The sequence below is a fragment of the Myxococcus sp. RHSTA-1-4 genome, from assembly GCF_020037125.1.
GTDB lineage: Bacteria > Myxococcota > Myxococcia > Myxococcales > Myxococcaceae > Myxococcus.
Genome location: NZ_JAIQDG010000043.1, coordinates 65,674 through 91,823, shown reverse-complemented (window position 1 = coordinate 91,823; position 26,150 = coordinate 65,674). Strand labels below are relative to the sequence as shown.

At 72.9% G+C, this 26,150-nt stretch carries 1 protein-coding gene; it reads right to left on the bottom strand.

What is annotated here, in order from left to right; all coding sequences use genetic code 11:
- On the bottom strand, positions 1-26,109 hold the full coding sequence (locus K8638_RS38790) for a non-ribosomal peptide synthase/polyketide synthase (RefSeq protein WP_223759781.1): 26,109 nt from the start codon (positions 26,107-26,109) through the stop codon (positions 1-3).
- Between the last annotated feature and the right edge of the window lie 41 nt (positions 26,110-26,150).

Sequence of the window (26,150 nt, the reverse complement as noted above, 5' to 3'; positions counted from 1 at the left end):
TCAGGCCGCGGGAGACCGCTCCTCCCGGCTCGCACGGTGTGCCGCTTCGATGCACCGCGCGAGCCGCTCCGCCACCGTCCGGACATGCGGCGCACGCAGCACGCCGTAGTGGTCCCCGGGGACGTCGATGACCTCCAGGCCCTTCCCGGCAAGCGGAGTCCAGCCCAGGTCGGATGCCCGCTCCCGGCCCTGAGACTCGCTGGCACGCAGGACGACGATGCGGCCGTCGAGGGGCTGGTGCTGGTAGCGCTGGACCGCCCGCAGGTTGCTGGCGAAGACCTCGAACAGCGGGCGGAGCTGCTCCAGCCCCATCTCCCGGGGGAACAGCCCCGTCTGGTGCCCGCGCTCCAGCAGCTCCCGCAGCACGGCATCCCGCTCGCCGGGCTCGGGCATCCACGCGTCCTCGCCCGCGAGCCTCGCGTGGTCCCGGACGAAGAGCGCCGCTATCTGGGCGGGATCCTCCAGCACCAGCCCGTCCCGGTCCGGCATCACCGGCGTGGGGTCGATGAGCGCCAGGAGCTCCACCGTCTCTCCCTGCTGCCGGAGCTGACGCGCCATCTCGAAGGCCACCACTCCACCCAGTGACCAGCCGCCGAGCTGGTAGGGCCCCTGCGGCTGCACCGCGCGGATGGCCTCCACGTAGCTGGCCGCCAGGTCCTCGATGCGCTCCAGCGGAGGCTGCCGCCCGTCGAGCCCGCGCGCCTGGAGCCCGTAGAAGGGCTGCTCCGGCCCCAGCAGCCGTGACAGCTCGGCGTAACAGAGGACGTTGCCGCCGATGGGGTGGACACAGAAGAAGGGACGCCGCTCCCCGCCGCGCTGGATGGGCACCAGCGGCGAGAAGGGTGCCTCCACCTGTCCCAGCAGCCGCGCCAGGCCCTCAACCGTAGGCGCCTGGAACAGCGCGGAGAGCGGCAGGTCGCGGCCCGTGCGCTCGCGCAGCGCCGCCATGAGCCGGACCGCGAGCAGCGAGTGGCCACCCAGGTCGAAGAAGTGGCTCGTCGCTCCCACGGGGTGGACTCCCAGCAGCTCCTCCCAGAGGCGCGCCAGCTCCAGCTCCAGCGCGTCGCGGGGCGCCACGTACTCCTCGCGCGTCAGCAGCGCGTCGGGCACCGGCAGGGCCTTGCGGTCCACCTTGCCGTTGGGCGTCAGCGGGAGGGCGGCGAGCGGGACGAAGGCGGAGGGCACCATGTACTCCGGCAGCCGCGCGCGCAGGAGCTGGCGCAGCGAGTCCACCTCGGGCGTCCGTCCCTCGGCGGGCACCACGTAGGCCACCAGCCGCTTGTCGCCCGTGGCCTCCTGACGCGCCATCACCACCGCGCCTCCCACCGCGGGGTGGTCGCGGAGCGTGGATTCGATTTCGCCCAGCTCGATGCGGAAGCCTCGCACCTTCACCTGGAAGTCGATGCGGCCCAGGTACTCCAGCGTGCCGTCCGGCAGCCGGCGCGCGAGGTCGCCCGTGCGGTACATGCGAGCGCCCGGCGTGGCGGAGAACGGGTCTGGCACGAAGCGCTCGGCCGTCAGCTCCGGACGGCCCAGGTAGCCACGCGCCAGGCCCGCGCCGGCGAGGAACAGCTCGCCCGGCACTCCCAGCGGCTGGAGCTGTCCGTGGGCATCCAGCACGTAGGCGGAAGTCTCCGGCAGCGGCACGCCGATGGTGGGCTCCCCGGGGCCGTTCTCCACGCGGGTGAAGGTGGAGTACGTGGTGTCCTCGGTGGGGCCGTAGAGGTTGAAGACGTGCTCGACGGTGCCGGTGGCGTACAGCGCCCGGGCCAGCGAGCCGGGCAGGGGCTCACCGGCGAGGTTCACCGTCCGCGCCGAGGCCGGCAGGGCGCGCAGGCGCAGCAGCTCGGCGACGGCGGACGGCACCGTGTTGATGAGCGTCACCTCCGCGGCGGCCGGCAGCGAGGGCAGTGCCAGGGCGTCACGCGCCAGGATGACGGTGCCGCCGCAGGCCAGCGGGGCGAACAGCTCGAAGACGGACAGGTCGAAGCAGATGGACGTGGCCGCCAGGGTGCCGGCGAGCTGGGCCCTGGAGAAGGTGCGCGTGGCCCAGTCCAGGAACGCGGTGGCGCTGGCGTGGGTGATGGCGACGCCCTTGGGCCGGCCGGTGCTGCCCGACGTGTAGATGACGTAGGCGAGGTGGTCCTCCGAGGCCCGGGACTCCACGGGCTCGGTGGACTGGTGGGCGAACACGCCGCGCCGCGAGTCGAGGCACAGCGTCGTCAGGCCGCCCGTTTCCAGCCGCAGGGTGTCCAGCAGCGTCTGCTGGGTGAGCAGCAGGCGCGAGCCGGAGTCCACCAGCGTGAAGTCCAGTCGCTCGCGGGGGTAGGCGGGGTCCAGCGGGACGTACGCGCCACCCGCCTTGAGGATGGCCAGCAGCGCGATGAGCAGCTCCTCGGAGCGCTCCAGGCACACGGCGACGCGCGCCTCGGGGCCGACGCCGAGCGAGCACAGGTGCCGGGCGAGCTGGTTGGCCCTCGCGTCGAGTTGCCCATAGGTGAGCCGCGCTTCACCCGCGACGAGCGCGGTGGCCTCGGGAGTGCGAGCGGCCTGGGCCTCGAAGAGGTGGTGGATGCGGGAGCGCCGGAGGACGGTGCGCGTGTCGTTGAGCTCCGCCAGCAGCCGGTGCCGCTCGCTGTCAGTGAGCAGGGGCAGCGTGGAGAGCGGCGCCTCCGGGGTCCGCACGGCGGCCTCCAGCAGCACCTGGAGGTGCGTGGCGAGCCGGCGGATGGTGTCCTCACGGAAGAGGTCGGCGCAGTAGCTGATGGAGCCGCGCAGGCCCTCGGGTGAGGGGGCGAAGGTGAAGGTGAGGTCGAACTTCGCGGCAGGGTCCTCCACCTCGACGGGGCGGACGGAGAGTGAGCCGGCGGCACTGCCCGCGGCCTCCGGCGTGTTCTGGAGGACGAGCATCGCCTGGAAGAACGGCGAGCGGCTCAGGTCGCGCCGCGGGCGGAGCTCCTCGACGAGCTTCTCGAAGGGCACGTCCTGGTGGGCGTAGGCGTCCAGGGTCGTCTCGCGGACGCGGCGCAGCAGCGTGCGGAAGGACGGCGCGTCGTCCAGCCGGGCCCGCAGGGCCAGCGTGTTGACGAAGAAGCCGATGAGCCCCTCCAGCTCGGAGGCGCGGCGGCCCGCGATGGGCGAGCCGATGACGAGGTCGTCCTGTCCGGAGTAGCGCGAGAGCAGGGCGTGCGTGCAGGCCAGCAGGCCCATGAAGAGGGTGGCGCCCTCCTTCTGGCTGAAGGACTCCAGCGCGCGGGTGAGCGCGGGCGGGAGCTGGAAGTGGACGATGCGGCCGTTGAAGGACTGGAGGGGCGGACGCGGGAAGTCCGTGGGCAGCTCCAGGGCATGCGGCGCCCCGGAGAGCTGCTGCCTCCACCACTCCACCTGCCGGGCGAGCACGTCGTCCTTCAGCCACTGGCGCTGCCAGAGGGCGTAGTCCGCGTACTGGAGCGGCAGCTCGGGCAGCGGAGACGGCTGGCCCTGACGGAAGGCCTCATAGAGGGCCACCACCTCGCGCACCAGCACGCCCATGGACCAGCCGTCGGAGACGGCGTGGTGCAGGTTGAGGAGCAGCACGTGCTGGTGCCCGGACAGGCGCAGCAGCGAGGCGCGCAGCAGCGGGCCCCGGCCCAGGTCGAACGGGTGGACGGCGTCCCGCCGCGCATGCTCACGGGCCTCGGCCTCGCGGTCCTCGTGGGACGACAGGTCCACCACGGGCAGGTGGAAGGGCGCCGGCGGGGAGATGCGCTGGAAGGCGGTGCCGCGCTCCTCGGCGAAGGTGGTGCGCAGGGACTCGTGACGGCGCACCAGCTCCGTGAAGGCGCGCTCCAGGGCCGCCACGTCCAGCATGCCGTCGAGCCGCAGGGCCGTGGGCATGTTGTACGTGGGCGAGCCGGGCTGGAGCTTCTCGAGGAACCACAGCCGCTGCTGCGCGAAGGACAGCGGCGGCGGCGTGTCGCCCCGGGGCGCGGGGCGTAGCGGCGGCAGCGAGGCGCCGGTGGCCGCCCGCTCCACGCGCAGCGCGAACTGCTCCAGCGTGGGCGCCTCGAAGAGGGCTCGCAGGGGCAGCTCCACCTCGAAGGCCGAGCGGACGCGGGCCATCACCTGCGTGGCCAGCAGGGAGTGGCCGCCCAGCTCGAAGAAGTGGTCGTGCCGGCCCACGCGCTCGACGCGGAGCACCTCGGCCCAGAGCGCGGCGAGCCGCTCCTCGGTGAGCGTGCTCGGGGCGACCCAGGCGCGCGCCAGCAGCGTGGCGTCCGGCGCCGGCAGCGCCTTGCGGTCCACCTTGCCGTTGGACGTCAGCGGCAGGGCTTCCAGTGCCACCAGGGCGCCGGGCACCTCGTACGCGGGGAGCCGCTCCTGGAGGAAGGCGTGGAGGGTGGCGGACTCGGCCACCAGGCCATTCGCGGTGAAGTAGCCCACGAGGCGCTGGTCTCCCGGCGTGTCCTCGCGCACCACCACCACCGCGTCGCGCACGGCGGGGTGGAGTGTGAGGGCCGCCTCGATTTCGCCCAGCTCGATGCGGAAGCCGCGCAGCTTCACCTGGAAGTCGAGGCGGCCCAGGTACTCCAGCGTGCCGTCCTCCCGCCAGCGGGCCTTGTCGCCGGTGCGGTACATGCGCGCGCCGGGCGTGGTGCCGAAGGGGTCGGGCAGGAAGCGCTCGGCGGTGAGGCCGGGGCGCGCGAGGTAGCCCCGCGCCAGGCCCGCGCCGGAGAGGAAGAGCTCTCCGGGCACTCCCACGGGCACCGGCCGCAGGTGCGCGTCCAGGACGTAGGCCCGCATGTTGAGCAGCGGCGCTCCGATGGTGGGCTGCGTGCCGGAGACGAGGCGGAAGGTGGTGGCGTCGACGGTGCACTCGGTGGGGCCGTAGACGTTGAAGGTGCGGGTGCGCTCGGAGGCGGCCAGCACCTGCCACAGGGCCGCGTCGATGGCCTCGCCGCCGGGCACCAGCAGCTCCGGCACATGGGCCCCTTCCAGCAGGCCGGAATCGAGCAACAGCCGCAGCAGGGACGGCGTGCAGTCGAGGGCCTGGACGCGGTGGTGCGCGAGCCAGGCCACCAGGGCCCTGGGGTCCTGGCGCAGGGCGTCCGGGACGATGACGAGGCAGTGCCCGTCGAGGAGCTGGACGAGCTGCTGGACGGAGGCGTCGAAGGCCAGCGGGGCGTTGAGGCTGACGCGCGAGCCCGAGGGCAGGCCGGCGTAGACCGTCCGCCGCAGGGCCCGGTGGAGGTTGAGCACCGAGCGGTGCCGCACCATGACGCCCTTGGGCGTGCCGGTGGAGCCGGACGTATAGATGACGTAGGCGAGGTCATCCGGCGAGGTGGCCGGCGCGGGAGCGTGCGTGGGCAGCGACGCCGGCAGCGGAGCATCCAGGCACAGCACGTGGACGCCTTCCGGCTTCCACGAGGCGACGAGGTGTTGCTGGCTCAGCAGCACGGGCGCGGCGCAGTCCTGGAGCGCGAAGGCGCGGCGCTGGACGGGCCAGGACGGCTCCATCGGCACGTAGGCGCCGCCCGCCTTCATGACACCCAGCAGGGCCACCACCATCTCCACGGAGCGCTCGAAGCAGAGCGCCACGCGGACGTCCGGGCCAACGCCCAGGGAGCGCAGGTGCCAGGCGAGCTGGTTGGCGCGGGCCTCGAGCTGCGCGAACGAGAGCGCCGTGCCCTCGAAGCACACGGCGGGCGCGTCTGGAGTGAGGGCGGCCTGGCGCTCGAAGGCGTGGTGGAAGCAGTCCTCGGGCGGAAGCTCCGCCGCGGTGTCATTCCACGCGCGCAGCACCTGCTCGCGCTCGTCAGAGGTCAGCAGCGGCAGCTCGGCGAGGCGCTGCTCCGGCCGGGTGACGATGGCCTCCAGCAGCACCTGGAGGTGCCGCGCCATGCGGGCGCCGGTGGCCTCGGTGAAGAGGTCGGTGCTGAGCTGGAGCCCTCCGGCGAAGCCGTCCGGGGACCCGGTCAGGCTGAGGGTGAGCTCGAACTTCGCGGTGGAGGCGTCGGTCTCCATCGGCCGCAGCGACAGCGCGGGGAGGGAGAGGTCCCCCATGGGGGCGTTCTGCAACGTGAAGAGCGCCTGGAAGAGCGCCGTGCGGCTCAGGTCGCGCACGGGCTGCAGCTCCTCGACGAGCTTCTCGAAGGGCACGTCCTGGTGCTCGTAGGCCCCGAGCGTGGTCTCCCGCACCTGCCGCAGGAGCTGGAGGAAGGAGGCCCCGTCGTCCAGACGCGCGCGCAGGACGAGCGTGTTCACGAAGAAGCCGATGAGGCCCTCCGTCTCCGCGTGACGGCGGCCGGCGATGGGCGAGCCGACGCTGACGTCCTCCTGGCCGGAGTAGCGGGAGAGCAGGAGCTGGAAGGCGGCCAGCAGCACCATGAAGGGCGTGGCGCCCTCACGGCGGGCCAGCGCCTCCACGGACTCGCTCAGCTCGCGCGACAGGCGCACGGGCACCACGGTGCCACGGGACGAGAGCACCGCGGGGCGGGGCTTGTCCGTGGGCAGCTCCAGGTGCGGCGGCGCGCCGGAGAGCTGCTGCTTCCACCACGCGACCTGCCGCTCCAACGTGTCACCGCGGAGCCACTCGCGCTGCCAGAGGGCGAAGTCGGCGTACTGCACGGGCAGTTCGGGCAGCGGCGAGGGCTGGCCCGAGGCGAAGGCGCCGTAGAGGGCGCCCAGCTCACGCATCAGCACTCCCCGCGACCAGCCGTCGGAGATGATGTGGTGCATCCCGAGCAGCAGCAGGTGCCGCTGCTCCTCCAGGCGCAGCAGGGTGACGCGCAGCAGGGGGCCGCGCGCCAGGTCGAACGGGCGGAGCGCGTCCTCGGTCGCGAGGCGTGAGAGCTCGGCCTCGCGGGCCTCGCCGCGCAGCTCGCTCAGGTCCACCACCGTGAGAGGCACCCGGACGGGCGGGTGGATGACCTGGATGGGCTGGCCCTCTCTCGTGGAGAAGGTGGTCCGCAGGGACTCGTGGCGGCGCACCAGCTCGGTCAGGCCGTGCTCCAGGGCCGTCACGTCCAGCGTGCCCTCCAGCCAGAGGGCGGAGGGGACGTTGTAGGCGGCGGAGCCGGGCTGGAGCTGATCCAGGAACCACAGCCGCTGCTGCGAGAAGGACAGCGGGAGCGGCCCGTCTCGTCCGGCCCGCTTCAGCGGAGGCAGGCCCCGGACGGAGCCGTTCGACTCGAGGCCTTCGATGCGCGCGGCCAGCGCCTCCAGCGTGCGGTGCTCGAAGAGCGCGCGCAGGGGCAGCTCCACGCCGAACGCGGCGCGCACGTGGGCCACCACCCGCGTGGCCAGCAGCGAGTGGCCGCCCAGCTCGAAGAAGTCATCCCGGGCTCCGACCTTGTCCACCCGGAGCAGCTCCGCCCAGATGGAGGCCAGCCGCGCTTCCGTGGGCGTGCGCGGGGCGACGTGCTCGGCGGACGTGGCCGTCGCGGAGCCCTGGGGCGCCGGGAGGGCCTTGCGGTCCACCTTGCCGTTGGGCGTGAGCGGCAGCGCGTCCAGGACCACAAGGGCCCAGGGCACCATGTACTCGGGCAGCCGCTCGCGCAGCGTGCGCCGCACGGCGTCCACCTCCACTCCCTGCGAGCCCGCGCGGCCCGTCACGTACGCCACCAGCCGCGGCTCGGCACCGCCGTCGGTGCGCGCCACCACGACTGCCTCGGCGATTCGCGGGTCCGCACGGAGCGCCGCTTCGATTTCACCCAGCTCCACGCGGAAGCCGCGGACCTTCACCTGGAAGTCGACGCGGCCCAGGAACTCCAGGCGCCCGTCCGGCAGCCAGCGCACGCGGTCTCCCGTGCGGTACAGGCGCGCGCCCGGCAGCGGGGCGTATGGGTCCGGCACGTACCGCTCCGCCGTCAGCTCCGGCCGGCTCAGGTAGCCGCGCGTCACCTGCGCGCCGCCGATGAACAGCTCTCCGGGCACGCCCCGGGGCACCGGACACAGCGAGTCGTCCAGCACGTACAGCCGCGTGTTGGCCAGGGGCCGGCCCAGCGGCACGGTGGCGGGGGCGGGCTGCGAGGGAGGCAGCTCCACCCGGCCCGTCAGCACACCCACCGTGGTTTCGGTGGGGCCGTAGTGGTTGAACACCTCGCACTCGGGGGCCAGTGCCCGCACCTGGGAGAGCAGCTCCCAGGTGGAGGACTCGCCGCCCAGCACCAGCCGCTTGCGCGGCAGCACGTGCCGGGGCTCGGCCGCGGTGAGGAGCGCCGCGAGGTGCGAGGGGACGATCTTCAGGCAGTCCACCGGGTGCTGCTGGAAGTACTCCGCCACGCCGGTGGGGCTGGCTGCGCGCTCCTGCGAGAGCACGTGCAGCAGCCCGCCGGTGCACAGCGCGGGGAAGAGCACCGTGTTGCCCAGGTCCGCCGCGAAGGTGGACACCAGCGCGAAGCTCCGGCACTCGGCCAGGCCCTGACGCTCGGTGACGGACTGGACGTAGTTGAGGAGCTGCGCGTGCGCCACGGCCACGCCCTTGGGCCTGCCGGTGGAGCCGGAGGTGAACAGGACGTAGGCCACGTTCTCCGGCGACACGTCACAGGGCGGTGCGTCGGCGCGCTGGCGCGAGAGGGCGTCTGCCTCCGAGTCCAGCAGCACGAGTCGGGCCGAGGTGCCGGCGAAGGTGGCCGCGTGGCGCGACGCCGTCACCACCACCGGGGCGGAGACCTCCTCCACCATCAGCCGCAGGCGCTCGGCGGGCTGCGACGGGTCCAGCGGCACGTAGGCGCCGCCAGCCTTCCACACGCCCAGCAGCGCCACCACGGTGTCCACCGAGCGCTCCAGGCCCAGGGCGACGCAGGACTCGGGGCGCACTCCCAGCGAGCGCAGGTGCCACGCGAGCTGGTTGGCGCGGGCCTCCAGCTCCGCGTAGGTGAGCGTCCGGCCCTCGGAGGCGACGGCGGGGCGCTCCGGGTGGAGCGCGGCCTGCTCCTCGATGAGGGCGTGCAGCGAGCGGCGGGGCGCGAAGTCCCGGCCCGTGGCGTTGAAGTCCACCAGGACCTGCTGGCGCTCGCCGGCGGTGAGCAGGGGCAGCTCACCGACGCGCGCGTCCGGACGGGCGACGATGCCCTCCAGCAGCACGCGCAGGTTCGCCACCAGGCGCTCGACGGTCGACCGCTCGAACAGGTCGGTGCTGTAGCCGAGCTGACCCACGAAGCCATCGGGCTGCTCGAACAGGTGCAGGTCGAGGTCGAACTTCGTGGTGTGACTCTCCAGCTCCATCGGCTGGACGGAGAGGCTGTCCTCACCTCGCGTGAGGCCCGCCGCCGGCTCGCCCGGGGCATTCTGGAGGACGAGCATGACCTGGAAGAGGGGAGAGCGGGCCAGGTCGCGCTGGGGCTGCAGCTCCTCCACCAGCTTCTCGAAGGGCAGGTCCTGGTGCGCGTAGGCGCCCAGGGTGGCGTCCCGCACGCGGCCGAGCAGCGTGCGGAACGAGGGCGCGTCGTCGAACCGGGTGCGCAGGGCGAGCGTGTTGATGAACAGGCCGATGAGGCCCTCCAGCTCGGCGTAGCGGCGGCCCGCGATGGGCGTGCCGACGACGATGTCGGCCTGGCCGCTGTAGCGGTGCAGCAGCGCCTGGAAGGCGGCCAGCAGCACCATGAAGGGCGTGGCGCCCTCGCGCTGCGCGAGCGACTTGAGCGCCCCGGTCAGCTCTCGCGACAGGTGCACCGGGACGGTGGCACCCCGGGCGGACTGGACGGGCGGGCGCGGGAAGTCGGTGGGCAGCTCCAGCGCGGGCGGTGCGCCGGAGAGCTGCTGCCGCCAGTACGCGAGCTGTCCCTCCAGCGTCTCGCCTTGCAGCCACGCGCGCTGCCACACCGCGTAGTCGGCGTACTGCACCGGCAGGGACGGCAGGGCCGGGGCGCGTCCGGCGCGGAGGCCCTGGTAGAGCGCGGCCATCTCGCGGACGAGCACGCCCATGGACCAGCCGTCGGAGACGATGTGGTGCATCGTCAGCAGCAGGATGTGCCGCTGCTCACCCAGGCGCAGCAGGACTGCGCGCAGCAGCGGGCCGTGCGCCAGGTCGAAGGGCCGCGAGGCCTCGTCCCGGGTGAGGCGGTCCGCTTCGGCCTCGCGGGATGCTTCGGGCAGCGTGGACAGGTCCACCACGGCGACAGGGAAGGGCGCGGGCGGGTGGATGCGCTGCACGGGCTCGCCGCCCTCGTCGTGGAGGGTGGTGCGCAGCGACTCGTGCCGGCGCACCAGCTCGGTGAAGGCGTGCTCCAGCGTGGGCACATCCAGCGGGCCGTCCAGCCGCAGGGCGGTGGGCAGGTTGTAGGTGGTGCCGCCGGGCTGGAGCTGGTCCAGGAACCAGAGGCGCTGCTGCGCGAAGGACAGCGGCAGCGCTCCCGTGCGCGGCGCAGGCACCAGCGGCGGCGCGGAGGACACATTCCTCCCGGTGGCGTCGATGCGCCGGGCCAGCTCGGCGAGCGTGGGCGCCTCGAAGAGGACGCGCAGGGGCAGCTCCACCCCGAAGGCGGCCCGGATGCGGCTGACCACCTGGGTGGCCAGCAGCGAGTGGCCGCCCAGCTCGAAGAAGTGGTCCTCCGAGCCGATGCGCGGGGTGCGGAGCACCTCGGACCACAGCGTGGCGAGCTGCTCCTCGGTGGGCGTGCGCGGGGCGACGAAGCTCCGGCCCACCGCCGTCAGGTCGGGCGCAGGCAGCGCCTTCCGGTCCACCTTGCCGTTGGGCGTCAGAGGCAGCGCCGGCAATACGACAAAGGCCGAGGGCACCATGAAGGCCGGCAGCCGCTGCTGCACGTGGGCGCGCAGCTCCGCGGCGTCCAGCGTTCCACCCTGGGCCGGCACCACATACGCGACGATGCGCTTGTCACCCGGCACGTCCTCGCGCGCCACCACCACCACGTCGCGCACCGCCGAGGAGGCGCGCACGGCCTCCTCCACCTCGCCCAGCTCGATGCGGAAGCCGCGCACCTTCACCTGGAAGTCGATGCGGCCCTGGTACTCCAGCGTCCCGTCCGCCTTCCAGCGCACCTTGTCGCCGGTGCGGTACATGCGGGCGCCCGGCGTGGCGCTGAACGGATCCGGCACGAAGCGCTCCGCCGTCAGCTCCGGCCGATGCAGGTAACCCCGCGCGAGTCCCGCGCCGCCCAGGTACAGCTCGCCGGGCACGCCCACGGGCGCGGGCCGCAGCAGGGCATCCAGCACGTACGCCTGCGTCCCCGCCAGCGGGCGTCCAATGGAGGGGGGCAGGGCGGAGCGTTCCGGCACCCGCGTGTACGTGGAGTACGTCGTGTCCTCGGTGGGGCCGTACAGGTTGTACACGCCCCGCACCGTGCCGGTGGCGTACAGCGCCTGGGCCAGCACCGCGGGAAGCGGCTCACCGGCGAGATTCACCGTGCCCACGCTGGCGGGCAGGGCCTTCATCCGCACCAGCTCCGCCATGGCGGAGGGCACCGTGTTGACGAGCGTCACCTCGCCCGCGGCCGGCAGCGACGGCAGCGCGAGGGCGTTGTCCGCCAGGTACACCCGGCCACCACAGGCCAGCGGGACGAACAGCTCGAAGACGGACAGGTCGAAGCACACCGACGTCGCCGCCAGCACGCCGGAGAGCTGCTCGCGGGTGAAGGTGTCCAGCGCCCAGTGCACGAAGGCCACCGCGCTGCGGTGCTCCAGGGCCACGCCCTTGGGCCGGCCCGTGCTGCCGGACGTGTAGAGCACGTACGCAAGGTGGTTCGGCGTGTTGAGGCGCACCGGCCGGTGCACCGGCTCATGCGCCACCGCCTCGCAGCCGTCCAGCAGCACCTCGTGCGTGCCGGGCATGCGGAGGCCTTCCGCCAGCGAGCGCTGCGTCACCAGCACCGGGCTCCGCGCGTCCTCGCGCGTGTAGGCCAGGCGCTCGCGCGGGTACACCGGGTCCAGCGGCACGTAGGCGCCACCGGCCTTGAGGATGCCCAGCAGCGCCACCACCAGCTCGGCGGTGCGCTCCAGGCACACGGCCACCGGCACCTCGGGGCCCACGCCCAGCGAGCGCAGGTGGTGGGCGAGCTGGTTGGCCCGCTCATCGAGCTCCCGGTACGTGAGCCGCCGCGTGCCCACCACCAGCGCGGTGGCGTCCGGCGTGCGCTCCGCCTGGGCCTCCACGAGGTAGTGCAGGGCCCCGTCCGTCGCGGGCGTCGGGCCCGTGCGATTCCACTCCACCAGCACCTGCTGGCGCTCGGCCTCGGACAGCAGGCTCCAGTGCGACACGGGACGCTCCGCGTCCGCGGCCACCGAGTCCACCAGCGCGACGAAGTGCCGCGCCATCCTCGTCACCGTCGCCTCGTCGAAGAGGTCGGTGTTGTAGCCGAGCGTTCCCGCGAAGCCGCCGTCCCGCTCCTCGAGGCTGAAGCCGAGGTCGAACTTGGCCGTGGTGTCCTCCACCGCCTCCAGGCCGAGCTTCAGCCCGGGCAGCGACAGCTCCGAGCCGGGCGCGTTCTGCAGCACGAACATCACCTGGAACAGCGGGCCGCGGCTCAGGTCGCGCTGCGGCTGCAGCTCCTCCACCAGCCGCTCGAAGGGCACGTCCTGGTGCTCGTACGCCGCCAGCGTCGAGGCGCGCACCTGGGCCAGCAGTTCGCGGAAGGAGGCCCGCGCGTCGATGCGCGCGCGCAGCACCAGTGTGTTGACGAAGAAGCCGATGAGGCCCTCCGTCTCCGCGCGGGTCCGGTTGGCGATGGGCGAGCCGACGCTCACGTCATCCTGGCCCGAGTAGCGCGACAGCAGGAGCTGCCACGCCGCCAGCAGCACCATGAAGTCGGTGGCCCCGTGGCGCTGGGCCAGCGCCTTCACGGCCTCGCTCGCCGCGCGCGGCAGCGTCACCGGCACCGCGGCGCCGTTGAAGGTCTGCACGGCGGGACGGGGACGGTCGGTCGGCAGCTCCAGGGCGGCGGGGGCGCCCGAGAGCTGATCGCGCCACCACGCCAGCTCCCTTTGCAGGGCCTCCCCCTGAAGCCACTGCCGCTGCCACACCGCGTAGTCCGCGTACTGCACGGGCAGCGCCGGAAGCAGCGGCGGCTGGCCCTCGTTGAAGGCGCGGTACAGCTCGCCCAGGTCGCGCACCATCACGCCGATGGACCAGCCGTCCGAGACGATGTGGTGCAGCGTCAGCAGCAGCAGGTGACGCCGGGGCTCCAGGCGCAGCAGCGTGGCCCGCATCAGCGGCCCGCGTGCCAGGTCGAACGGGCGCCACGCCTCCTCAACGGCCCGGCGCCGGGCCTCCTCGGCGCGCATCTCCGCAGGCAGGTGCTCCAGGCTGACGACGGACAGCGTCGTGAGCCCCTCCGCATGGATGTGCTGGACGGGCGTGTCACCCTGGAGCGCGAAGGTGGTGCGCAGCACCTCGTGACGCCGTGCCAGGGCGCGCAGCGCCGCATCGAGCGCCTCGGCGTTCAGCTCGCCCTCCAGGCGCACCATGCTCGGCACGTTGTACGTCGCGCTGCCGGGCTGGAGCTGGTCCAGGAACCACAGGCGCTGCTGCGCGAATGACAGCGGCAGCGGGCCGGTGCGCTCGACGGGCACCATCGCGGGGCCGGCGGCGGCATGGCTCAGGGTGCCCAGGCGCTCCGCGAGCAGGGCCACCGTGGGGGCCTCGAACAGGTCGCCCAGCGGCAGCTCCACTCCGAGCGTGGCGCGGATGCGGGAGACGACCTGCGTGGCCAGCAGCGAGTGGCCGCCCAGCTCGAAGAAGTCGTCGTGGGCGCCAACGCGCTCCACCCGCAGCACCTCCGCCCAGATGGCGGCGAGCTGCTCCTCCACCTCGGTACGGGGCGCGACGAAGGCGTCACCCTCGCTCGGGGCCGGGGCCTCCGGCGCGGGCAGGGCCTTGCGGTCCACCTTCCCGTTGGGGGATAGCGGCAGCGCCTCCAGCACGACCACGGCCGCGGGCACCATGTACTCCGGCAGCTTCTGCTGTACGGCCGTCTTCACCGTGCGGGCGTCAACGCCTTCGCCCACCACGTACGCGACGAGCCGCTTGTCACCGGGCGCGTCCTCGCGCGCCACCACCACCGCCTCCTCCACGCCAGGGCACTGGCGCACCACCGCTTCGACTTCACCCAGCTCGATGCGGAAGCCGCGCACCTTCACCTGGAAGTCGGTGCGGCCCAGGAACTCCAGCGTGCCGTCCGCGCGCCACTTCGCCTTGTCGCCGGTGCGGTACAGCCGCGCCCCGGGCACGGTGGCGAACGGGTGCGGAACGAAGCGCTCCGCCGTCAGCTCCGGCCGGTCCAGGTAGCCCCAGGCCAGTCCGTCTCCGCCGACGAACAGCTCACCGGGCACGCCCACGGGGACGGGCCGCAGCGCCGCGTCCAGCACGTAGGCCGTCGAGTGTCCGAGCGGCCGGCCGATGGGCACCGCATGTCCCACCACATCCCCGTGCCGCAGCGTGTGCGTCGCGGAGAACGTGGTGTTCTCCGTGGGCCCGTAGCCGTTGACCAGCACCGCATCCCGGGTCATCCGCGCCAGGTGCTCCCGCACGCGCTTCGCGGGCAGCACGTCGCCGCCGGCCAGCACCTGCTTCACACCCGTCAGCGCGGCGCCCTGGTTCAGCACCATCTGCTCGTAGAGCGCCGCCGTGAGCCACAGCGAGCTGACCTCGTGCTTCACCAGCAGCCCGCCCAGCTCCTCCAGCGACAGGCTCCGCGGCGGGGCCAGCACCAGCCGCGCCCCGTGCAGGAGCGCACCCCAGATTTCCAGCGTCGACGCGTCGAAGGCCACCGGCGCCGCCTGGAGCCACACCTGCTCCGGCCCGAAGTGCAGGAAGCCGTTGCCCTTCACCAGCCGCACCACGCCCCGGTGGGGCACGCACACGCCCTTGGGCAGTCCGGTGCTCCCCGAGGTGAACATCACGTACGCCAGCGCGTCCCCGCCCATGCGCAGCTCGGGGGCAGTGCCCGGCTGCGTGGCGATGGCGTCCCACTCCGCGTCCAGCATCACCAGCAGGCTGCCCGTTTCGGGCAGGTCGTCCGCCAGTGCCTCCTGCGTCAGCAGCACGCCCACGCCGGCCTGCCGCAGCACGTAGCCCATACGCTCGGCCGGATAGTTCCGGTCCACCGGCACGTACGCCGCTCCGGCCTTCAGCACGCCCAGCAGCGACACCACCAGCTCCGCCGAGCGCTCCAGGCACACGCCCACGCGCGCACCGGGCTTCACGCCGAGCGCCCGCAGGTGGTGCGCGAGCTGGTTGGCCCGCCGCTCCAGCTCCCCGTACGTCAGCGTCTCGCCGCCGTGCACCAGCGCCACCGCGCCGGGCGTACGCGTGGCCTGTTCGGAGAACAGCGCGTGGATGGAGGCGTCACGCGGGTACTCCGCCGCGGTGTCGTTCCACGCGAGCAGCACCTGCCGCCGCTCCGCCTCGTCCATGAGCTGCAGCTCACCCACCGGCAGCTCCGGTGAAGCGGCGATGCCACCGGCCAGCGTGGCCAGGTGGGACGCCATCCTCGCCACCGTGCTCGCGTCGTACAGGTCCGAGTTGTAGACCAGCGAGCCCGTGAAGCCCTCCGCCGTCTCCTCCAGGTGCAGCGCGAGGAAGAACTGCGACATGCGCGGCTCCGGCTCCACCAGGCGCAGGGAGAGTCCCCGTACCGACAGCTCCGGCATCGGCGTGTTGTGCAGGGTGAAGACCACCTGGCACAGCGGCGGGTGGCTCAGGCTGCGCTCGGGCTGCAGCTCCTCCACCAGCTTCTCGAAGGGCAGATCCTGGTGCGCGAACGCGCCCAGGGACGCCTCCTTCACCTGCGTCAGCAAGTCAGTGAAACGGGTTCCGTCATTCACGCGGGCCCGAAGCACCAGAGTGTTGACGAAGCAGCCCACCAGCGCTTCCGTCTCCAGTTGGTGGCGCCCCGCGACCGGCGAGCCCACCAGCACGTCCTCCTGCCCCGAGTACCGGTGCAGCAATGTCTGCCATGCCGCCAGCAGCACCATGTAGGGCGTGGCGCCCTGCTTCTGCGCCAGGGCCTTGAGAGACTCGGAGACCTCGCGCGTCAGCCGCACCGGCACTCGGCCGCCGTTGAACGTCTGCGCCGCGGGGAGGGGCCGGTCCGTCGGCAGGTCCAGTACGCGCGCGGCGCCCTCCAGCCGCTGCTTCCAGTACGCGAGCTGCGTCTCCAGCGCGGCCCCCTGGAGCAGCTCTCGCTGCCACAGGGTGTAGTCCACGTACTGCACGGGCAGCTCCGGCAGGGTGGATGCCCCGCCGGTGGAGAAGGCCGCGTAGAGGGCGGCGATTTCCCGCACCACCACGCCCATGGACCAACCGTCCGAGATGACGTGGTGCATGGTCAGCAACAGCAGGTGCCGCTGCTCCTCCAGCCGCAACAGGGTGGCACGCAGCAGCGGGCCCTTCGCCAGGTCGAAGGGCTTCACGGACTCCTCGGCGGTGAGCCGGAGGGCCTCGGGCTCGCGCTCGGCGGCGGGAAGGGTGCCCAGGTCCACGCGCGCCAGCGTCAGCGTGGACTCGGGGCTCAGCACCTGCACGGGGCCATTCGCCTCCGCGCGGAAGGTGGTGCGCAGCGACTCGTGCCGTTGCACCAGCGTCTGGAAGCAGCGCTCCAGCACGGCCACGTCCAGCGGCCCGTCCATCCGGACGGCGGTGGCGATGTTGTAGAAGGGGCTGCCCGACTCGAGCTGGTCCAGGAACCACAGCCGCTGCTGGGCGAAGGACAGCGGGAACGTCGAGCCTTCGCGCGCCCTCGGGGTGAGGGGCGCCAGCGCGGCCGGCGGCGTGGCCAGCCGCTGCTCGACGCGCGCGGCCAGCTCCGCCACGGTGGGGGCGGCGAACAGCTCGCGCAGGGGCAGCTCCACCTTCAGCGTCTCGCGCAGGCGCGAGGCCACCTGGGTGGCCATCAGCGAGTGGCCGCCCAGCTCGAAGAAGTTGTCGTGGATGCCCACCTTCTCCAGGCGCAGGACGTGGGCCCAGATGCCGGCGAGCGCCTGCTGCACCGGGGAGCTCGGCGCGACGAACTCGCGCTCCAGCGTGGGGCGGGCGCCGTCGGGCTCGGGGAGGGACTTGCGGTCCACCTTGCCGTTGGAGGTGAGCGGGATGGCCTCCAGGGTGACGAAGGCCGAGGGCACCATGTACTCGGGCAGCTTGCGCGTGGCCCAGCGGCGCAGCTCGGACACGGTGGGGAGGCTCTCCCCGGCGCGTGCCACCAGGTACGCCACCAGGCGCCGGTCGCCACGGGCCGGGCCCCGGGCGTCCACCACCACCTCGCGGACGGCCGGGTGCTCGGCGAAGACGGACTCGATTTCGCCCAGCTCGATGCGGAAGCCGCGCACCTTCACCTGCTGGTCCGCGCGGCCGAGGAACTCGATGTTGCCGTCCGCGAAGAAGCGGGCGCGGTCGCCGGTGCGGTACATGCGCGCGCCGGCAGACGGGTTGAACGGGTCGGGGATGAAGCGCTCGGCGGTGAGGGCCGGAGCGCTGGCGTAGCCGTCCGCGAGACACTCGCCGCCGATGAAGAGGTCACCCGCGACGCCCACCGGCAGCGGCCGCAGCCGCGAGTCGAGCACGTAGTAGCGCGCGTTGGTGATGGGACGGCCGTAGGGGATGGACGTCCACGTGGGCTGGAGCGCGCCGACGCGGAAGAAGTTGGACCAGATGGTCGCTTCGGTGGCGCCGCCGAGGCTGATGACCTGGGCGTTGGGGAAGCGGGCGCGGATGGCATCCGGCAGGGTGAGGGGAATCCAGTCGCCGGACATGAAGACGCGCCGGAGCGCCGGGCCGCCCTCGCCGAAGTGGGCGACGAGCTGCTGGAGCGCCGCGGGCGCGCTGTCCCAGAAGGTGATGCGGCGCTCGCGCAGCAGCGAGGCCAGGCGCTCCGGGTCCTTCAGGTCGCGCTCGGTGGCGATGATGACGGTGCCGCCGACGGCGAGGATGCCGAAGACGTCGTAGACGGACAGGTCGAAGCAGGGCGAGGTGACGAAGAGCAGCCGCTCCGTGGCGTCCACCTGGAAGGTGGTGTTCACCCAGTGGATGAGGTTGACCGCGGGGCCGTGGCGGACGGAGACGCCCTTGGGCCGGCCGGTGGAGCCGGAGGTGTGGATGATGTACGCGAGGTTGTCCGGACGGACGGCGGTGACGGGCGTGTCGTCACGGCCGGTGCCCAGGTCCAGTCCGCCCTCGCCCAAACAAAGAGTGCGCAGTCCGTCCTCGGGGAACTGGCTCCTCAGGCGCTCGTGGGTGAGGAGGATGGAGGCGCCGGAGTTGCGCAGCATGAAGGCCGCGCGGTCGGCGGGGTACTCCGGGTCGATGGGGACGTACGCGGCGCCCGCCTTGAGGACGCCGAGCATGGCGACCAGCAGGTCGAAGGAGCGGTCGAGACAGAAGGCGACCTTCTGCTCGGGCTGGGTGCCCAGCGACAGCAGGTGCCACGCGAGGCGGTTGGAGCGCAGGTGCAGCTCGCGGTAGGTGAGCCGCGAGTCACCCAGCTCCGCCGCGACGGCGTCGGGCGTGCTCAGGGCCTGAGCGGTGAACAGGTCGTGGAGGTGCAGCTCGCGCGGGTAGTCACCGGCGGTGTCGTTCCACGCGTGGACGATGCGCTGGCGCTCCTCTGCCGTCAGGTAGTCGAGGTCATCCAGGCGCGACTCCGGCCGCGCCACCGCGGACTCCAGCAGCACGCCCAGGTGCGCCATCATCCGGGCCGCGGTCGCCGCGGTGAACAGGTCGGTGCTGTACTCCAGCGTGCCGCGGTAGCCGTCCGCCGTCGCCTCCAGGGACAGCACCAGCTCCAGCTTGGCGGTCTGGCTGTCCTGCACCACCGGCGCCAGCTTCAGGCCACCGGCCTCCAGCGCCGCCGTGGGCGCGTTCTGCAAGGCGAACAGGACCTGGACCAGCGGGGGCCGGCTCAGGTCGCGCTCCAGGTTCAGCTCCTCCACCAGCCGCTCGAAGGGCACGGCCTGATGGGCGAGCGCGCCGAGCGCCGTCTCCCGCACCTGGCCCAGCAGGGTACGGAAGGAGTCCTCGCCGGACAGCCGCGCGCGCAGGGGCAGGGTGTTGACGAAGAAGCCGATGAGGCCCTCCAGCTCCGCACGCTCACGCCCCGCTACCGGCGAGCCGACGACGACGTCGTCCTGCCCGCTGTAGCGGCCCAGCAACACCTGGAAGGCGGCCAGCAGCGCCATGAAGGGGGTGACGCCCTCGCGGCGACAGAACGCCTCCAGTGCCTCGGTCAGGGCGCGCGGCAGGTGCACGGGATGCGAGGCCCCCCGCGCGGACGCCACGGCGGGACGCGGGAAGTCGGTGGGCAGCTCCAGCGCGCGCGGCACGCCGGCGAGCTGTTCGCGCCACCACTGGAGCTGTCCCTCCAGCACTTCGCCCTGGAGCCAGTCGCGCTGCCACACGGCGTAGTCGGCGTACTGCACCGGCAGCGCGGGCAGGGGCGACGGCTGGCCGGCCGAGAAGGCGCGGTAGAGCGCGGCCATCTCGCGCACGAGCACGCCCATGGACCAACCGTCGGAGACGATGTGGTGCATCGTCATCAGCAGCACGTGCCGGGGGCCGGACAGGCGCAGCAGGGTGGCGCGCAGCAGCGGACCTCGGGCGAGGTCGAACGGGCGGACGGCCTCTTCACCGGTGAGGCGGCGGGCCTCGGCCTCGGGGTCTGCGTGGGAGGACAGGTCCACCACCGGCAGGGCGAACGGCGCGGGTGGGTGGATGACCTGGGCGGGGTTGCCGGACACGTCGCGGAAGGTGGTGCGCAGCGCCTCGTGGCGGCGGACCAGCTCCGTGAAGGCGCGCTCCAGTGACGCGACGTCCAGCGCCCCGTCCACCCGGAGGGCCGCCGGGATGTTGTACGTGGCGGTGCCGGGCTGGAGCTGGTCGAGGAACCACAGGCGCTGCTGCGCGAAGGACACCGGCAGGTCGCCGTCGCGCGGCGCGGGCCGCAGCGGAGGCAGGGCCTTCTGCTGGCCGGCCCGGAGCGCGGTGTCCACCTGGAGCGCGAGCTGCTCCAGCGTGGGGGACTCGAAGAGGGCCCGCAGGGGCAGCTCCACGCCGAAGGCGGCGCGCAGGCGCGAGAGGGCCTGGGTGGCGAGCAGCGAGTGGCCGCCCAGCTCGAAGAAGTCGTCGAACGCGCCCACGGCGGGCACGCGCAGCACCTCGGCGAGGACCGCGGCCAGACGCCGCTCGGTATCGGTGCGCGGGGCCACGTAGGCGCGCTGGGTGAGCGCCCCGTCCGGCGCGGGCAGCGCCTTGCGGTCCACCTTCGCGTTGGACGTCAGCGGCAGCGCCTCCAGCCGGACGAGGGCGGAGGGCACCATGTACTCGGGCAGGCGCTGCTGCAGGACGGCGCGCAGGGCCGCGGTGTCGAGCGGCTGGCCCTCCTGGGCCACCACGTAGCCCACGAGGCGCTTGTCGCCGGGGACGTCTTCGCGCACCACGGCGACGGCCTCGCGCACGGCCGGGTAGGCCAGCAGGGCGGCCTCCACCTCGCTCAGCTCGATGCGGAAGCCGCGCACCTTCACCTGGGTGTCGATGCGGCCCAGGAACTCCAGCACGCCGTCGTGACGCCAGCGCGCCTGGTCACCGGTGCGGTAGAGTCGGCCACCCGGCTCGGCGCCGAACGGGTCGGGAATGAAGCGCTCGGCGGTGAGGTCTGCCCGGCCGAGGTAGCCCCGGGCCACGCCCGGACCACCGACGAACAGCTCACCGGGCACGCCCACGGGCGTCGGCTGGAAGTGCCGGTCCAGCACGTACACCTGCGTATTCGAGATGGGCGAGCCGATGGGGATGGAGGCGCCCACCTGGGCCACTTCCGTCATGCGGTGCGTGGAGGTGAAGAGAGTCGCCTCGGTGGGGCCGTAGCAGGCCGTCACCGGAATGCGCATTCCTTCCACCACCCGGCGCACGTGGGGGGCACTGACGACGTCGCCCCCCGTGAGCAACTGGCGCACGCCGCGCAGCGCGTCCGGCTTCAGGTCCACCACCTGCGAGAAGAGGCCCGCGGTGAGGTGGAGCGTGGTGACGCCGTGGCGCTGGAGCACGGTGCTCAGCAGGTCCAGGTCGCTGGGAGACTGGGGCGGGAAGACCACCAGCCGGCCGCCATGGGCCAGCGGTCCCCAGAGCTCTAGGACGGAGGCGTCGAAGGACACGGGGGCGATGAGGAGGAAGGTCTCCTCATGGCTCAGGCTCGCGTAGCGGGGCGCGTTCAGCAGGCGCTGGATGCTCCGGTGCTCCACGGCCACGCCCTTGGGACGGCCGGTGCTGCCGGAGGTGAAGACGACGTACGCGAGGTTGCGGGCCGTCACGCCCGTCACGGGCGCGGAGACAGGCAGCCCCTTCCAGGCCTCCTCCTCCACGTGGACGCGGGGCAGATTCGCGGCGGCGGGCAGCTTCGCCCCCAGCTCACGCGTGGTGACCAGCACCCGCGCGCGCGAGTCCTCCAGCATGTGCTCCAGGCGCTGCGCGGGGTAGGACGCATCCAGCGGCACGTAGGCGCCACCGGCCTTGAGGATGGCCAGCAGCGACACCACCAGCTCCAGCGACCGTTCCAGGCACAGGGCGACGGGCACGTCGGGGCCCACGCCAAGCGAGCGCAGGTGGTGCGCGAGCTGATTGGCGCGCTCATCGAGCTGCCGGTACGTGAGCCTGGACTCTCCGAACTCCACCGCCACCGCGTCCGGACGCAGCGCGGCCTGCCGCTCCACGAGGGTGTGCAGGCAGGTGTCCGCGGGGTAGTCCGTGCCGGTGGCGTTGAAGTCCGCCAGCACCTGCTTGCGCTCGGAGGGAGGCAGCAGGGGCAGGGTGGCCAGCGGGGCATCCGGCGACGCCAGCGCGCCCTCCAGCAACACGTGAAGATGGCCCGCGAGGCGCTCGGCGGTGGCGGCCGTGTACAGGTCGGTGTTGTACGTGAGGGTGCCGTGGAAGCCGTCCTCGGACGGGAAGAGCGACAGCTCCAGGTCGAACTTGGAGGTGCCCGGGTCCAGGTCCACGGGCGCCAGCTTCATGCCGGGGACTTCGAGGGCTCCCTGCGGGGCATTCTGGAGGACGAAGAAGACCTGGAACAGGGGCGTGCGGCCCAGGTTGCGCGCGGGCTGCAGCTCCTCCACCAGCTTCTCGAACGGGAGGTCCTGGTGCGCGTAGGCGCCCAGCGTGGCATCGCGCACCTGGCCCAGCAGGGCGCGGAAGGAGGCGGCCTGCCCGGGGCGAGCGCGCAGCACCAGCGTGTTGACGAAGAAGCCGACCAGGCCCTCCACCTCGGAGAAGCGGCGGCCGGCGATGGGCGAGCCGACGACGATGTCGTCCTGCCCGCTGTAGCGGTGGAGCAGCGCGTTCCACGCCGCCAGCAGCACCATGAACGGCGTGGCGCCCTGCTGGCGGGCCAGCTCCTTCACGGCCTCCGAGAGTGGACGGGGAAGGCGGACGGGAAGGGCGGCGCCACGGAAGGACTGCACAGCGGGGCGCGGGAAGTCCGTGGGCAGCTCCAGAGCGGCGGGCGCCCCGGCGAGCTGCTGCTTCCAGTACGCGAGCTGCTTCTCCAGCACCTCGCCCTTCGTCAGCCAGCGGCTCTGCCAGAGCGCGTAGTCCGCATACTGCACCGGCAGCGCGGGCAGGGACGGCGTCTGCCCGGCGCGGAACGCCAGGTAGAGGGCGGCCATCTCGCGAATCAGCACACCCATGGACCAACCGTCGGAGACGATGTGGTGCATCACCAGCGCCAGCACGTGGCGCTGGCCGTCCAGGCGCAGCAGGGTGGCGCGCAGCAGCGGGCCGGTGCCCAGGTCGAACGGGCGGCCCAGTTCCTCCAGCGCGAGCCGGCGGGCCTCGCCCTCGCGGATCTCCTCGGGCAGGCCTTGCAGGTCCATCATCGCGAGCGGCACCGGGGCCGGCGGATGGATGACCTGGACGGGCTGGCCCTCATGCGAGGAGAAGGTGGTGCGCAGCGCCTCGTGGCGCTGGACCAGCACGTCGAAGGCGCGCCGCAGCGCCACGACGTCAAGCGCGCCCTCCAGCCGGAGGACCGCGGGGATGTTGTAGAAGGCGCTCCCCGGCTGGAGCTGGTCGAGGAACCACAGGCGCTGCTGCGAGGACGACAGCGGCACGGCGCCGTCGCGAGGGCCCGCCACCAGCGGCGGCAGGGACGTGCCGGCCTCTGCCTGGGGCTGCTGGCGCTCCCGCACGCGCTCCGCGAGCTGCGCCACCGTGGGCGACTCGAACAACTGGCGCACCGCCAGCTCCACGCGCCACCGGCTGCGCAGGGCGCCGAGGAGCTGCAGGCCGATGACGGAGTCACCGCCCAGCTCGAAGAAGCTGTCGTGGATGCCGATGGGGTCCACGCCGAGCAGGTCGCTCCAGAGGGCGCACAGCGCCTTCTCCAGCGCGTCACGGGGCGCGGCGTAGGAGGCCGCCAGCTCCGGGCGGTTTCCCTCGGGGACCACCTCGGCGGCCTCGGCCGCGGAGGCCGCGACGGAGCCGGAGGCGGAGGAGACCGGGAAGCCACCGGGAGCACCACCGGGCGCGCCGCCCCCCGGCAACAGGCCTCCACCCGTCGAGGGCGAGGGCTCCAGCCAGTGGCGCTGCCGCTCGAACGGGTACGGGGGCAGCGGCACGCGCAGCCGCCGCGCGCGGCCGTTGAAGGCCTTCCAGTCGACGTCCACGCCCGCCTGCCACGCCTTGCCCACGGCCTCGAGCAGCACGGGCACGTCGCGCTCGCGCTCCAGCGCATGGGGCAGGGTGGGGGACACGACGACGCCCGTGGCCCGGTCCGGGTGCTGCAAGGCGAAGGTCGTCAGCGCGTTGCCGGGGCCCACCTCCAGCACGAGCCGGTCCGGCTTGCGGAGCAGCTCCGTCACGCCCTGGGAGAAGCGCACCGCGCCGCGCAGGTGCCGCGCCCAGTACGCCGGGTCCGTGGCCTCCTCCGCCTGCAAGGGCTTGCCGGTGAGGTTGGAGATGACCTCCAGCTTCGGGGCCTTGCGCTCCACCGAGCGCACCTTCCGGGTGAACTCCTCCAGGATGGGGTCCATCATGGACGAGTGGAAGGCATGCGACGTCTGCAGGCGCCGCGGCTTGAGCCCGCGCTCCTCCAGCCGGCGCTCGAAGGCCTCCACCGCCGCGGTGGGACCGGCCACCACGCAGCGGCCGGGGGCGTTCACCGCGGCCAGTGACAGCTCCTGGCCCAGCAGCGGCAGCACGGCCTCCTCCGCCAGGGGCACGGAGGTCATCGCGCCCGGCGGCAGGCTCGCCATCAGCCGGCCCCGCTCGCACACCAGCGTCACCGCGTCCGCCACGGAGAACACGCCCGCGAGGCACGCGGCCACGTACTCGCCGATGCTGTGCCCCATCAGCACGCTCGGCCGGATGCCCCAGTGCATCAGCAGGCGCGCCAGGGCGTACTCCACCGCGAAGAGGGCGGGCTGCGTCCACTCCGTGGCCTTCAGCCGCTCGTCGGCGCCCGTGCCCTCGCCCATGACGAGCGCGCGCAGGTCCGTCCCCCGCACGGCGCGCACCCGCTCCGCGCATGCGTCGAAGTGCTCACGGAACACCGGCTCGCGGCGGTAGAGGCCCGCGGCCATGCCCGCGTACTGCGAGCCCTGCCCGGAGAACAGGAAGGCCACCGAGGGGCGCTGGGCGGCCTGCTGGCGCGTGGGCAGCCGCTCCGGCGTGGACAGCGCCGCGAGCGCGTCCTGCCCGTCACGGACGACGGCGAAGCGGCGGTGCGTGAAGTGCTGGCGCCCCGTTTGAAGCGTGTACGCCACGTCTCCCAGGTGCAGGTCCGGCTGCTCGCCCAGGTGGTCGGCCAGGTTGTCGGTGGCCCGCTGCAGCGCACCGGACGTGCGCGCGCTGAGCACCAGCAACTGGTAGGGCTCCGCGGGCGTGGACGCCTCCGGGGGCGGGGCCTCCTCGAGGATGACGTGCGCATTCGTGCCGCCGATGCCCAGCGAGGACACGGCCGCGCGACGGGGGCCGCCCTGGCTCTCCCAGGCGCGCGTCTTGTCGTTGACGAAGAAGGGGCTCTCCGGCAGCTCCAGCGCCGGGTTGGGGCGCTTGAAGTGCAGGCTGGGCGGGATGACGCGGTCCTTCAGCGCGCGGGCTACCTTGATGAGGCCCGTCACACCGGACGCCGCGTCCAGGTGGCCCACGTTCGTCTTCACCGAGCCGATGGCGCAGAACTGCTTCTTGCGCGTGTACTTGCGCCAGGCCTTCGTCAGGCCTTGCAGCTCGATGGGGTCTCCCAGCCGCGTGGCCGTGCCGTGGGCCTCCACGTAGCCGATGCTGTCCGGCTCGACGCCCGAGTTGCCGAGCGCTTCCAGCACCACCTCGGACACGCCCTCCATGCTGGGCGCGGTGAAGCCGGCCTTGAGGTTGCCGTCGTTGTTGATGGCGGTGCCCAGGATGACGGCGTAGACGTGGTCGCCGTCCTCCAGCGCGCGGTCCAGCGGCTTGAGCACCACGCAGCCCACGCCGCTGCCGAAGAGGGTGCCGGTGGCATCGGCGTCGAAGCTGCGGCAGTGCCCGTCCACGGACGCCACGCCGCCCTCGGTGTGCATGTAGCCGTACCGCGTGTGGACGAGCACCGAGGCGCCGCCGACGAGCGCGACGTCACATTCCTCGTTGAGCAGGGCCTGACACGCCACGTGGGTGGCGACGAGCGACGAGGAACATGCGGACTGGACGAGGTGGCTGGGACCGCGGAGGTTCAGCTTGTAGGACACCCGCGTCGTCAAATAGTCCTTGTCGTTGGCGAGCTGGAGCTGAAGCGGGTCGGTGGCGAGGGCCACCGGGTTCCGCATCAGGTTGTAGAGCAGGTACGTGTCCATGGCGGCGCCGGCGTAGACGCCCACGCGCCCGGGCACGCCCTGCGGGTTGTAGCCCGCGTCCTCCAGCGCCTCCCACGCGCACTCCAGGAAGTGGCGGTGCTGCGGGTCCAGGATGGCCGCCTCCTTCGGGGGAATGCCGAAGAAGGTGGCGTCGAACTGCTCCATGTCCTCGAGGTACGCCGCCGCCTTGACGAACTTCGGATGGGAGACGAGCTCCGCGGGCACGCCGCGCTTGCGCAGCTCCTCCTCCGTGAAGAACGTCACCAGCTCGGTGCCATCCCTTACCTGACGCCAGAAGTCGTTGATGCTGTCGGACTTCGGGTAATGCCCGGCGATGCCAATGATGGCGATTTCAGTTCCGGTCCGGCTCATTGCGGAGCTCACGCGAGAGAAACAGTCGTTGGGGTGTGGAG